The organism is Candidatus Infernicultor aquiphilus, assembly GCF_002784285.1.
In the GTDB taxonomy this organism is placed as follows: Bacteria; Atribacterota; Phoenicimicrobiia; order Phoenicimicrobiales; family Phoenicimicrobiaceae; genus Infernicultor; species Infernicultor aquiphilus.
Window position 1 is genome coordinate 1 of record NZ_PFKO01000078.1, and the last position, 12,580, is coordinate 12,580.

At 34.3% G+C, this 12,580-nt stretch carries 12 protein-coding genes; 9 read left to right on the forward strand and 3 right to left on the reverse strand.

Going from position 1 to position 12,580, the window contains the following annotated elements:
* The first annotated feature begins 177 nt into the window (after positions 1–177).
* The 5 genes from COZ07_RS02145 (at position 178) to COZ07_RS02165 (ending at position 6,080) form a co-directional block, all read left to right on the forward strand.
* The gene (locus tag COZ07_RS02145; protein WP_406606951.1) at positions 178–606 is read left to right on the forward strand and encodes an Asp23/Gls24 family envelope stress response protein; all 429 of its coding nucleotides are present in this window, start codon (positions 178–180) and stop codon (positions 604–606) included.
* On the forward strand, positions 607–1,866 hold the full coding sequence (locus tag COZ07_RS02150; protein WP_406606952.1) for a DUF401 family protein: 1,260 nt from the start codon (positions 607–609) through the stop codon (positions 1,864–1,866).
* Positions 1,867–1,979: 113 nt separating this feature from the next.
* The gene (locus tag COZ07_RS02155) at positions 1,980–2,783 is read left to right on the forward strand and encodes a phosphohydrolase (protein ID WP_406606953.1); all 804 of its coding nucleotides are present in this window, start codon (positions 1,980–1,982) and stop codon (positions 2,781–2,783) included.
* Positions 2,784–2,914: 131 nt separating this feature from the next.
* Positions 2,915–4,411, forward strand: a complete 1,497-nt coding sequence (gene thrC / locus COZ07_RS02160; protein ID WP_406606954.1) for a threonine synthase — start codon at positions 2,915–2,917, stop codon at positions 4,409–4,411.
* Between the two features lie 13 nt (positions 4,412–4,424).
* Positions 4,425–6,080, forward strand: coding sequence for an MBL fold metallo-hydrolase RNA specificity domain-containing protein (locus COZ07_RS02165; protein WP_406606955.1), 1,656 nt, complete (start codon positions 4,425–4,427; stop codon positions 6,078–6,080).
* 71 nt (positions 6,081–6,151) lie between these two features.
* Here COZ07_RS02165 and trxA read toward each other — a convergent pair whose 3' ends face one another.
* Positions 6,152–6,493 carry a co-chaperone YbbN gene (trxA, locus tag COZ07_RS02170; RefSeq protein ID WP_406606956.1) on the reverse strand — a complete coding sequence of 114 codons (342 nt, stop codon included), beginning with the start codon at positions 6,491–6,493 and terminating at the stop codon, positions 6,152–6,154.
* Between the two features lie 40 nt (positions 6,494–6,533).
* Positions 6,534–6,947: a MarR family winged helix-turn-helix transcriptional regulator gene (locus COZ07_RS02175; protein WP_406606957.1), complete on the reverse strand. Its 414-nt coding sequence runs from the start codon at positions 6,945–6,947 to the stop codon at positions 6,534–6,536.
* 341 nt (positions 6,948–7,288) lie between these two features.
* Here COZ07_RS02175 and rlmD point away from each other — a divergent pair, with 341 nt between their 5' ends.
* The 4 genes from rlmD to COZ07_RS02195 all read left to right on the forward strand — a co-directional run bounded on the left by rlmD (position 7,289) and on the right by COZ07_RS02195 (position 12,338).
* Positions 7,289–8,650, forward strand: a complete 1,362-nt coding sequence (gene rlmD / locus COZ07_RS02180; protein ID WP_406606958.1) for a class I SAM-dependent RNA methyltransferase — start codon at positions 7,289–7,291, stop codon at positions 8,648–8,650.
* Positions 8,651–8,823: 173 nt separating this feature from the next.
* The gene (locus COZ07_RS02185; protein ID WP_406606959.1) at positions 8,824–10,167 is read left to right on the forward strand and encodes a CCA tRNA nucleotidyltransferase; all 1,344 of its coding nucleotides are present in this window, start codon (positions 8,824–8,826) and stop codon (positions 10,165–10,167) included.
* A 33-nt stretch (positions 10,168–10,200) separates the two neighbouring features.
* Positions 10,201–12,102, forward strand: coding sequence for an aldehyde ferredoxin oxidoreductase family protein (locus COZ07_RS02190; RefSeq protein WP_406606960.1), 1,902 nt, complete (start codon positions 10,201–10,203; stop codon positions 12,100–12,102).
* Positions 12,102–12,338, forward strand: a complete 237-nt coding sequence (locus COZ07_RS02195; RefSeq protein WP_406606961.1) for a hypothetical protein — start codon at positions 12,102–12,104, stop codon at positions 12,336–12,338. The genes COZ07_RS02190 and COZ07_RS02195 overlap by 1 nt, the downstream gene beginning before the upstream one ends.
* Positions 12,339–12,346: 8 nt before the next feature.
* Here COZ07_RS02195 and COZ07_RS02200 read toward each other — a convergent pair.
* Positions 12,347–12,580 (reverse strand): PIG-L deacetylase family protein (locus COZ07_RS02200; RefSeq protein ID WP_406606962.1); only part of this gene is annotated, 234 nt, incomplete at its 5' end.

Here is a 12,580-nt window from a genome sequence, read left to right on the forward strand (position 1 = left end):
GAAGGTTAAAAGAATATATTTTAGAAACAATTGGAATAGAAACAAAGGAGATCAAGATAAATATTGATAAAATATTTTATGAAGACAAAGAAAAAGAATAGGTAAAACAGAATAAAAAATTACCCCCCTAGAATTAAAAAGAAAAAAGGGGAAAGAGAGGAATAGAGGAAGAAGATAATGATAGAAAACCAAGTTATTAAAGATAAAACCAAAGAATTAGGAAACATTACAGTTTCAAAGGAAGTAGTAGCAATAATTGCTGCCCTTGAAACCATAAAGGTTAAAGGAGTAGTTGGCATTAGTAGCGGATATAAAGGAGATTCAGCTAATGTACTGCCCAAAAAGGAGCTGGTTAAAGGAGTAGAGGTGTGGATGAAGCAGGGAGAAGCAACAGTTAATATTTCTATTATTACAAATTATGAAGTAGGAATTTTTAAGGTAGCAGAAGAAGTTCAACATAAAGTAAAGAACACTCTTGAATCTATGACCGGTTTAAATATTTTAAAGATTAATGTTAATATCCATGGAGTTAAATTTGGAGAGGAAGCAAATAAAATAAAAGAAAAAAAACAGAAGGATACAGAAAATAAATTGCAGAAAAAATAAATGGGGGAAATTGAAGTGGCAGGAATTATAAAATTATTAGGAGTAGTTGGGTTAATTGTTTTTTTAATCAGGAAGAAATGGAATCTTGGATATATTATGATATTTGCCTCCTTATTATTAGGGATATTATTTAGATTAAGGGTAAAAGATATAATCTTAAATGTTGTTTTGGCAATAATAGATTCTATGACTCTTAAGTTATTTGGAATAATTGTTTTGGTTTTTTTGTTAAGCGGAGTTTTAAGAAAAATAGAAAGCTTAAGAGATATAGTAGATTCTTTGCAGAAATTAGTTAAAGACCATAGATTGATTTTAGCTTTTATCCCCGCTTTTTTAGGTTTAATTCCTATGCCAGCAGGCGCAATGTTTTCTGCTCCTATGGTAAACGAAGTGGCTAGCAGAATGAATTTACAAGCCGAAGAAAAAACTTTTATAAATTATTGGTTTCGTCATATTTGGGAACTTATTTGGCCTCTATACCCCAGCATTATATTATTTTCTGCTTTATTAGAAGTTGAAATTCGAGAGATTGTAAAGGTACAATTTCCCCTAACCATTGCGTTATTTATAATTGGTTTAGTTTGGGAACAAAGAAATATTAAAAGAAATATAATAGAGAACACCAATAGAAAAGATGTTCTTTTTAATAGAAAAGATGTTTTTTTAAATATGAAGAAATTATTTTTAGGAACCTGGCCCATTCTTTTAATAGCAGTATTTGTATTATTTGTAAAATTAGATTTTTTAATCTCTTTGAGTATAGTTATATTATCATTGATTTTATTAAATAGATCTAAAATAAAAGTAAAGGACGTAAAAGACATTATCAAAAGTGACTTAGATTTAAATATTTTATTTTTAATTGCTGGTATAATGATTTTTCAAAGAATGCTCGGGGCTACTGGTATAATTATAATTATACCTGAATTCTTTACCGGGTTAGGTATCCCTCGCCTGGTGGTTTTATTCATAATACCTTTTTTGGTAGGAATTCTCACTGGGATTAGTTCTGCCACCGTAGGAATATGTTTCCCAGTTCTTCTGCCTTTTATGGTGCTACAAAATGAAGTTAATCTTAATTATGCTATGTTTGCCTTTGTAGGTGCTTATATAGGTATGATGATTTCTCCGGTGCATTTATGCTTAGTGGTAACCAAAGATTATTTTAAGGCAGATTTAGCAAAAATTTATAAATTGTTGGCCTTACCTTTATTAATAATTATTTTATTTGCCTTTATCCTGGTAATGGTTAACGCATAATAAAAATACTTAGCAGGAAAACATTTTTAGTTGCTTAGATAAAAACTACTCTAAAAAAGTAAATTATAATAATTAATCTGGGTAATCGTTTTATATAATAGGAGGAAGGATAGATGAGGAAATCACCCAAAGAAATAGAAATAGAAAAGGAAATATTGAATAGGTTAAGCGGAAAGCCAGCGAGGGCAGCTTCTTTGATTTTTAATGATGCAGAAGCTCAGGCTTTACAGAATTATGCTAATATAGTTTCTATAAAAAGGTTAGGTTATAATGACCATGGCCCGGTGCATATGAGAAAAACAGCTTTGAATGCCTTAATTATGTTTGATCTTTTATGCCAGGCGGAGATTAAATTTTGTCTGGAAGAAGAAAAGATTGGCACTGCAGAAGAGAGTAAGGTAGCAGTATTGATATCCTCTTTATTACATGATGTTGGTATGTCGATAGGCCGGGATAATCATGAGTTTTTAGGAGTTATTCTGGCTATGCCGATTATTGAGCGAACCTTAAGTGAGGTTTATGCTGAAGATATTGAAAAAAAGACCATGATTCGTTCTTTAATTGTGGAAGGCATTTCAGGACATATGGTCACCAAGGATATTCATTCCTTGGAAGCCGGGTTGGTATTAATTGGAGATGGGTGTGATATGGAAAAAGGTAGGGCAAGAATTGTTTTTCTTTTATCCCGTATCCCGCAGGTAGGGGATATTCATAAATATTCCGCCAATTCTATTCAAAAGGTAGAAATTATTAAAGGGGATGAAAAACCTATTAGAATACTTGTGGAAATGACCGAGTCGGTAGGCTTTTTTCAGATTGAAGAAGTACTTTTCCCAAAAATCTTATCTAATCCGGTAAAACCTTATATTGAGCTTTATGGTCAAGTAACGGGAGAAGAGATGCGTCGTTATTTGTAACAGATAGCGGATAGCGTTTATAATTGGTTAGTTGGTTAATTAGTTACCCGGTTAGCTAGTTAAGAAATACAAGAGATAAAAAGTAGGGGCGTATTGCATACGCCTGTCCTGCTAACCATTAAGGAGAGAATATGGGAGAAAATAATCTTTATTACCAGAGCACCCGAGGAAGCAAAAAAAGATTTTTATCCACCGAGGCAATTATCAAAGGCATTGCTGATGATGGAGGACTCTTTGTTCCTATGGTTATACCTCGGATAAATAAAGACTTACATAAATTAAAAGGGCTTGATTATAAAAGATTAGCTTATTTGGTAATGAAAGATTTTTTTACTGATTATAAAGAAGATGAGTTAATCTCTTGTATAAAACAAGCTTATGATAAGAAATTCGATACTAAGGTTGTCGCTCCCCTTATCAAGAAGAGAGGGGCATATTTTTTAGAGCTTTATCATGGTCCGACCTTAGCCTTTAAGGATATGGCCTTATCGATACTTCCTCATCTTTTAAGAAAGGCCGCCCAAAAATTAAATCTTAAGCAAGAAATAGTTATCTTAACTGCTACTTCTGGTGATACCGGGAAAGCAGCTTTAGAAGGGTTTGCTAATCTACCGGGGACCAAGATAATAGTATTTTTTCCTCAAGAAGGAGTTAGTGAAATACAAAAAAGACAGATGTTAACCCAAAAAGGAGAAAACACTTACGTGATAGGGATAAGGGGAAATTTTGATGATGCGCAAAGAGGAGTAAAACAAATATTTGAAGACCCCATTTTTAATGAAAAGATGGAGGAGAAAAATTTTATCTTTTCTTCCGCAAATTCTATAAATATAGGACGATTAATACCCCAGATAGTATATTATTTTTATGCTTATCTAAATCTGTTAGAAAGAGGCGAAATTAAGGTTGGCGAAAAGATAAATATAACGGTTCCTACTGGTAATTTTGGGAATATTTTAGCTGCATACTATGCGAAAAGTATGGGATTACCGCTACATAAATTGATTTGTGCCTCTAATGAAAATAAGGTACTGGCGGATTTTTTTAATACCGGCATATATGATAAGCGAAGAGAATTAGTAAGGACTATCTCCCCTTCGATGGATATTTTAGTTTCCAGTAATTTAGAAAGATGGTTATGGGATATTAGCGAGGGAAAGACCGAACAAGTAAGCGAGCTGATGAACTCCTTAGATAAAAAGGGTTTTTATCAAGTAACTCCGAAGATGAAGAATAAATTAGAGGGCTTTTCTGGGGGTTTTGCCCGGGAAGAAGAAGCTCGTAACTCGATAAAAGAAGTATTTCAAGAATCAGGGTACTTAATTGACCCTCATACTGCAGTAGGTTATGTGGTTTATAAGAAGTATGTTAATGAAACTCAAGACCAGACCAAAACAGTTATTGTAGCCACAGCCAGCCCCTTTAAATTTACTACCAGTGTAATGGAATCAATAAGTAAGGAATATAAAAAATACGATGATTTTGAATTAATTGAAAAGATGGCAAATTTAAGCCAGCTACCAATTCCACCAGGAATGAAAGACCTTAAAAATAAGCCTATACTACATCATATAATATGTGATAAGAGTGAGATGAAGTCAAAGATAACCGAAATATTATCTTATTAAAAGGGGAACTAAGATGAAAATATCTTTTTTAGGTGCTACCAAAATGGTTACCGGATCTAATTTTTTAATTGAAACTAAGAATACTAAATTTTTAATAGATTGTGGACTCTTTCAGGGGAGCAAATCAATTAACAGGATGAATTATGAGCCTTTTAATTTTAATCCTGAAGAGATTGATTTTATGGTTCTGTCTCATGCTCATATGGACCACAGTGGCAGAATACCTAAGCTAATCAAGGAAGGTTTTAAAGGGAACATATATTCTACTAAAGCGACTGCTGATCTAAGTTCTATTATGCTCCCTGATAGCGGGCATATTCAGGAGATGGAGAATGAATGGGATAATCGAAAGAGAAATAGATCAGGAGAAGAGTTGAGAGAACCTCTCTATACCGTGAAAGAAGCGGAAGAGAGTTTGAAATATTTTAAACCGGTTCTATATGACCAAAAAATAGAATTGAACCAGGAAATTACTTTAAGATTTAGAGATGCGGGGCATATATTAGGTTCCTCCATAGTTGAGCTATGGATAAAAGAAGATAACCAAGAGACTAAGTTAGTATTTTCAGGAGATTTAGGGAGGAGGGATAGGCCAATTTTAAGAGATCCTTCTCTTATCGATGAAGCAGACTATCTGATGGTAGAATCGACTTATGGAAATAAGTTGCATCACCCCTCAGAAGATGATGCCAAAAAACTAATCTCTATTATAAATACTACGGTAAAAAGAGGCGGGAATGTAGTAATTCCTTCTTTCGCAGTGGAAAGAGCCCAGGATATAATCTATGAGCTAAATAAATACTATAATGAATATATTAAAACTGAAGATCAGGATTTTTTAAAGGTCCCAGTTTATATAGATAGTCCCCTAACTGTTTCAGCGACCGAAATATTTTTGAGAAATCCAGATTGTTTTGATGAAAAGACCTTAAATCTCATCAAAGCGGGGAATAACCCTTTGGATTTTCATAATTTAAAATTTACTAAAACTGTGGAGGAATCTAAACAATTAAATTTCTCCCAGGAAAGTAAAGTAATAATTTCAGCCAGCGGAATGTGTACTGCGGGAAGGATAAAACATCATCTAAAACATAATCTATGGAGAAAAGAATCCAGTATTGTATTTGTCGGTTATCAAGCCAATGGTACTTTAGGTAGAAGGATAAAAGAGGGCGAGAAGGTGGTTAAAATATTTGGAGAAGAAATTCAGGTAAATGCTGAAATACATTCTTTGGAGGGTTTTTCAAGTCATGCGGATAGAGAAGGAATAATGTGGTGGATAAAAGGCTTTAAAAACAAACCTAAAAAAATATTTATAGTTCACGGAGAAGAGGAAGCAATGGAGGAAGTTTCTAGAAAAATTGAAGAAGAATTAAAAATTAAAACTCATATTCCAGAATTAAGAGAAACTTTATCTATTGAAGGAGAAAGAGTTTTGACTGGTGGAAGAATTGAGATAGACAGAAGAAGCAAAGAAGCTAAAGAGATAGGAGAGAGTATAGAAAAATTAAAATCAACCTTTGGGCTAGTATTACCAAGATTGGAATACGAGACTAAAGGTAGTGCTGATAATAAAGAATTAAATATAAATAATATTAAAAATAAATTGATGGAGATACAGAAAAGTATATTAGATTTAAATATGCTTATTAATAAACTACGCCAGTAGGGGCGTATTGCAATACGCCCCTACTTTATAAAAAGTCAAGGGAGTGAAGCTAGGACTGGAGTAAGTTAAAATTAAAGAATAGAATTTAGTTTTTCTTGTAGCCTCTGTTTTGGTAATACTCCTACGGTGCGATCAACTTCTTTGCCTTCCTTAAAGAAGATCAAAGTAGGTATCCCCTGGATACCATATTGAGCAGCAATGTGCTGGTTCTCATCAGTATTCAATTTACATACTTTAAGCTTGCCCTGGTTTTCCTCAGCTAATTTTTCAATAGTTGGAGCTAACATCCGGCAAGGCATACACCAGGAAGCCCAAAAATCTACTAAAACAGGCGTAGAGGATTCTAAAACCTCCTGTTGAAAATTATTTTCATTTACTTCTACTTCTATTTCTATTGGTTTACTATTTTCCATCGATCCTTTTCTCCTTTTTAATTTAAAATTATTTTTATTTTTAGTTAAAAATCTTAGTAATTAATTCTAGTCCTTCTTTTATTAATTCCACTTCTTTTTCAGAAAAACTTTTTATGATTCTTTTTTCACAATTATTCCTTTCCTGCTTAATCTGTTTTCTAATTTTAACTCCTTTAAAAGAAAGAGATACCACAAAAGATCTTCGGTCTGCCGGGTTTACCATTCTTAATAGATAGCCTTTTCTAACCAAGTTATCTATTATTCGGCTCCCTCTGGAAGGGGACAAACCCATTTTTTTAGCTAAAGCATTACAGGTCATTCTTTCTTCTATATCAATTCCCATGATCCCTTTGTATTCTACAAAAGAAATATTGCATCTAGTTCGAACATGTTTCTCATCTTCCATACAGCCTTTTTTTAATTCAATGATTAGATCTATTATGCTTTTATTCATTCTGTCACTAACCTATGTGCTATTAGCAATATTTGCTATTAGCAATTATATAAGGTAAAAAAATATTTGTCAAGTGTTTTTTAAAAAAAATTTTAAAATTTTCAAAAATTGCTGATTTTAGGGGAGAATTGATTTAAAATAGGAAAATGGCAAAGATTTGTATTTGGAATTATATATAGGAATTATAATGTGATAAAATAAATAAGGTTAATTTGTATAGAGTATATCATATCTCATATGGCGTGAAAAAATATTTTCAATTTTTTTGATGAATAATCATTAATATATTTAGGATTTGTATCTGAAAATGATAGCGAAATTAATACTTAGTAGGAGATAAGATGAAAGATAAACCAGTGCATTTAGAAGAAGATCACGAATTTATTATAAACGGTTATTCTCATCAGGGAGAGGGGATAGGCAGGATTGACAATTTTACCGTTTTTGTACCCGGGGCAATTCTTGGAGAAAGGGTGAGAGTAAAAATCACGGAGGTAAAAAAGAATTTTGCTCGAGGACAATTAGAGGAAATTATTTTATCTTCTCCTTTTAGGGTAGAACCCCGGTGTTCAGTTTATAATTTTTGTGGAGGTTGTCAATTACAACATATTGTTTATGAAAAACAATTAGAAATAAAAAAAGTAATGGTACAGGATGCTCTTATGAGATTAGGTCATCAAAAAGTAGAAGTATTACCGGTCATCGGGATGGAATATCCCTGGCGTTATCGTAATAAAGGTCATTTTCAAGTAGAACAGGAAAAAGGTAAGCTACATTTAGGATTTTATAGAGCGGGCAGTTATGATTTTATACCGGCCAGTGGATGTGTCCTGTTCAGTTCGCAAATTAATAAATTGGTTAGTTATTTGGAAGAACTATTAAGTTTACAAAAAGTTGTGGTCTATAATCGCCGAACCGGGAAAGGAAATTTAAGGAATATATTAATCAGAGAAAGTAGAAATAATAGAGAAATAATGATGGTCTTTATCACCAAAGAAGAGATTTTAGGATTTGACCAAAGTATTTTAAATAGTATAACCAGAATATTTCCTCAGGTAGTTTCTATTTATCAAAATATTAATAAAGACTATAGGTCAGTTTTATGGGGAAAGGATTTTAGACTTTTAAAAGGGAAGGTTGATTTGGAAGATGCCATTGGCCCATTCAGGTTTAAAATATCTCCCCAGTCTTTTTTCCAGGTTAATGTAGCCCAGGCGCAAATATTAAATGAAAAAATATTAGAGTATTCGCATTTAAGCGGAGAGGAGACCGTTATCGATTCTTATTGCGGTACCGCGGCCATTTCTATCTATCTGGCTAATTATGCCCAGAAAGTGTATGGTATGGAAATAGAAAAAAGTGCCATTAGAGATGCAAAAATTAATAGTGAGTTAAACCAGATCTTTAATTTAAAATTTTTTAGCGGTAGAGTTGAGGAGTGGTTATACAGATGGAGAAAAAGGGGTGAAAAAGCCCAGATTATTATAGTAGATCCACCCCGCAAGGGTTGTTCCGAGGAAGCATTAAAAGAAATTGTAAAAATTAGACCAAGACAAATTTTATACGTATCCTGTAATCCGGCTACCTTAGCCCGCGATTTAAAATACCTGACCAAGGATGATTATAAATTAGAAAAAGTCCTGCCGATTGATATGTTCCCTCAGACGGGCCACATAGAATGTCTGGCTTATTTAAAAAGATAAAAAATTAGAATAATAAGGATAGAGGAACACAATATATTGTGCCCTCATAATGATAGATGACGCACTCTCTGACATTCCTGCGGAAGCAGGAACCCAGGTTAACAAATTTATTTACTTTTTGGGTTGTAATCATTTTGTAATTTTATTATTCAAATATTATTTAGGGTTTTAAGATGGAAAAAAAGAAAAAAGACGATAAGCTTAATTTAAAAATAGGGCTTAAAGATATAGACCCGGGAGCATTATTTATAATAAAAAAGTTAAATGATGGGGGTTATGAGGCTTTGGTGGTAGGAGGTTGTATTCGTAATTTAGTAATGGGGGAAGAAGCCCACGATTGGGATATAACTACCTCAGCTACCCCAGAGGAAATTTCTCGAACCTTTAAAGGTTATAAAGTTGTCCCGATAGGAGAAAAATACGGTACAATTATGGTAGTAATCAAAGCGGTTAATTATCAGGTGACCACTTTTAGAGGTAAAGATAAATTAAAAGGAATAGAAGAGACAGAAGTAGCGAAATGGACATCACTTCTACTGGAAGATTTAAAACATCGTGATTTTACTATCAATACTCTAGTCTGGGGGGAAAAAGAAGGAGTATTAGATTATTTTAAAGGGTTGGAAGATATTAAACGAAGGGTAATAAAGGGCGTAGAAGACCCTTCTGAGCGGATGAAAGAAGACCCCTTGAGGATGTTAAGGGCGATTAGAATGGTCTGCAAGCTTGATTTTAAAATAGATCAAGCTACCCTCCAGGAGATAAAGAAAAATAGCATACTGATTAAAAAAGTTAGCCCGGAAAGAATTAGAGATGAATTGATTAAAATATTATTAAGCAATTTTCCTAAAAGAGGGTTTAAATTGTTACAACAATTGGGCTTATTACAGTTTATTCTTCCTGAGTTAGAAAGATGTGTTGGCTTTTACCGAGAAGATTTTTGCCCGAATAAAGATCTCTTTGAACATATTTTAAATCTTTTGAATAATCTTCCCCCCGATTTAGCTCTTCATTTGGTAGCTTTACTGAGTGAAATAACCCAGCCCCCCTCTAATTCTCAGACAAGCAGAAAAGAAGTTGCAGCTAAAATACTGCGCAGATTAAAATTTAAGAATTCTATAATTAAAAAGGTTAGTATTTTGGTCCAAGAGGATTGGCGAGCAATTGATTTTCTCAATCCAAAAAATATTAGACAATTTATTTCTAAATGTGGCGAAGAAAACATTTTGAATGTTTTAGAATTAAAGCGGACTGATATTAAGATAGGTAAAAAAATTGCTAAACTGAAGCAATTAGAAAAAATGGAACAGCAGGTGAGAGAGGCTTTAGAAGAAAAGCCGCCGGTTTCATTAAAAGACTTAGCCATAAACGGAAAAGACTTGATTGATTTAGGGTACCAGGAAGGAGTAGAATTAGGAAGAATGCTAAAAAGTCTTTTAGAAATAGTTATTGATAAACCAGAATTAAACCGAAGAGAGAGATTACTTGAATTTTTAGAAACAGGTTTAATAAAATAAATTTTAAATAACCAAAAGAGAGGAGTGCAAGTTATGTCTTATGGCTATACTGGGAGCATACTTCACCTTGATCTAAGTTCAAAAAAATATTGGATAGAACATCCTCCCGAGACCTTTTATCGTACTTACTGGGGAGGTCGAGCTCTTGGGCTTTATTATATGTTAAAAGAAATGAAACCTAAAACCGATCCTTTATCTCCTGATAATCTGCTTATCTTCGCCCCCAGTGTCCTAACCGGTACCCCTGCTCCGGCTATGCCTCGCTACACCGTCTGTGCCAAATCATCTCTAACTGGAGCTGAAGGAGAAGCTGAGGCTGGAGGTTGGTGGGGGCCTGAACTGAAGAAGGCCGGCCTTGATGCCATTATCACAAAAGGTGCTTCTACTACTCCAGTCTACCTATGGATTAATGATGGAAAAGTAGAGATTAAAGCTGCTACTCACCTCTGGGGGAAAGACACCGGAACTACCCAGAAGATCATCAAAGAGGAATTAGCTGACGATAAAGTTAGGATTGCTCAAATTGGCCCTGCCGGTGAAAATCTAGTCCGTTTTGCCAATATCGTAAATGAATTAAAACACTTTAACGGTAGAAATGGCCTGGGGGCAGTGATGGGCTCTAAGAAATTAAAGGCTATTGCCGTAAGAGGAACTAAACCGATAGAACTTTACAATAAAGAAAGAGTAAGTCAAGTAACCAAAGAAATTACTAAAAGAGTTATGGAAAATCCCCTAAGTCGAGATCTTCGGGAATTAGGTACTCTGGCAGTGGTCCGCCCTTTTTATGAAGCGGGTTGCCTTCCTTCCTATAATTGGACTACCGGTTACTTTAAAGAAGGAGAAAACCTAACTGCTGAGACCTACAATAAAACTATTTTAAAGAAGACTATAGGTTGTTATGCCTGCCCCATCCGCTGTAAAAGGGTGGTAGAGATAAATGAATCAGACCTTCAAGTTGATCCTTCCTACGGAGGCCCAGAGTATGAGACTATTACCTCTTTAGGTTCTAGCTGTGGTATTTCTGATCTAAAATACATTGCCAAAGCCAATGAACTTTGTAATAAATATACTATGGATACTATCTCTACCGGTATGGCTATCGCCTTTGCCATGCAATGCTTCCAAGAAGGCCTTCTTACCAAGGAAGATACCGGAGGGATAGAACTTACTTTTAGTAATAAAGAAGCGATGCTTAAGATGGTAGAAAAGATTGCCCATCGAGATGGATTAGGAGACCTCTTGGCAGAAGGATCTTATCTTGCTGCCCAAAAAATAGGTAAGGGTTCAGAAAAATTCATCCATCAGGTCAAGAAACAAGAGATTCCCATGCACGATCCTCGATTAAAGATTGGAGTAGGGCTACAATATGCCTTAGCTGACTATGGGGCTGACCATATGAAAGCCGCTCATGATACTTACTTTAAAGATAAAGATTCCTACGGAATAAAAGAAATGAAGGGTTTGGGCATCTTAGAACCAGTATCTCCTACTGATATTGGGCAAAATAAAGTAACCCTATTTAAAATACTGGATACCTACTGGTCTTTACTTGACACCTTAGGGGTCTGTGATTTTGGTTATGTCCCTCGTAGTGTAGGGACTATGGAAGAGCTCCTCGAGATTATCTGTTCTACTACCGGCTGGAAGACCACCTGGTTTGAATTTATGAAAGTAGGAGAACGCTCCATCAATATGGCTCGTGTCTTTAACTGTCGAGAAGGCTTTACTACCAAAGATGATACTCTTCCTGAGGTCTTCTATCAGAACTTTAAGGGTGGACCCTTAGAGGGAAAATTCGCCATTAATAAAGAAGATTTTGAAAAAGCTTTAAAATTACGCTATGAACTGATGGGTTGGAATCCCGATAGCGGAATTCCTACCTCCGCCAAACTAATCGAATTAGGTTTAGATTGGCTTATTGAGGAGATCGGATAATGAAGATAATGAAGATAAGTATCGTACTGGAAGGTTATTTAAAAGATAAATATTCCTTTAGCCCTATAGAGCTAAACTATTCTAAAGCGGTAACCATTCACAAAATCTTAGAAGAGGCTAAAATATCTTCCGCTGATATCTTTTTTATTAAAGTGGAAGATTCACTCGTAAAAGAAGATTACTTTGTTAGAAAATCTTGCAAAATTAAACTATTTCCGATTATCGGAGGGGGTTAATTTTTCATTTACAAAAGTGCCTCAATATCTTTAATGCCGATCTCCTCCCGACAGATAAATGGTTCAGCAAACTCTTTGCCAATAAGGTTTCCCCAGTAACGGTTAGTATTTAAAATCCATTCAAATATCTGGTGACCTTCAGGAGAAGGCCCAAATTGAGATTCATAGCATCTTATAGCTTCTATCTTCATCTCCATCTCATTGCTTATATCCATAACAAACGAAGGTTTGAAGCATATTCT

Excerpts from the sequence above, each read along its gene's own strand:
- COZ07_RS02145 (WP_406606951.1), top strand. The coding sequence starts at position 178 with ATGATAGAAAACCAAGTTATTAAAGATAAAACCAAAGAATTAGGAAAC.
- COZ07_RS02150 (WP_406606952.1), top strand. The coding sequence starts at position 607 with ATGGGGGAAATTGAAGTGGCAGGAATTATAAAATTATTAGGAGTAGTT.
- COZ07_RS02155 (WP_406606953.1), top strand. The coding sequence starts at position 1,980 with ATGAGGAAATCACCCAAAGAAATAGAAATAGAAAAGGAAATATTGAAT.
- thrC (WP_406606954.1), top strand. The coding sequence starts at position 2,915 with ATGGGAGAAAATAATCTTTATTACCAGAGCACCCGAGGAAGCAAAAAA.
- COZ07_RS02165 (WP_406606955.1), top strand. The coding sequence starts at position 4,425 with ATGAAAATATCTTTTTTAGGTGCTACCAAAATGGTTACCGGATCTAAT.
- trxA (WP_406606956.1), bottom strand. The coding sequence starts at position 6,493 with ATGGAAAATAGTAAACCAATAGAAATAGAAGTAGAAGTAAATGAAAAT.
- COZ07_RS02175 (WP_406606957.1), bottom strand. The coding sequence starts at position 6,947 with ATGAATAAAAGCATAATAGATCTAATCATTGAATTAAAAAAAGGCTGT.
- rlmD (WP_406606958.1), top strand. The coding sequence starts at position 7,289 with ATGAAAGATAAACCAGTGCATTTAGAAGAAGATCACGAATTTATTATA.
- COZ07_RS02185 (WP_406606959.1), top strand. The coding sequence starts at position 8,824 with ATGGAAAAAAAGAAAAAAGACGATAAGCTTAATTTAAAAATAGGGCTT.
- COZ07_RS02190 (WP_406606960.1), top strand. The coding sequence starts at position 10,201 with ATGTCTTATGGCTATACTGGGAGCATACTTCACCTTGATCTAAGTTCA.
- COZ07_RS02195 (WP_406606961.1), top strand. The coding sequence starts at position 12,102 with ATGAAGATAATGAAGATAAGTATCGTACTGGAAGGTTATTTAAAAGAT.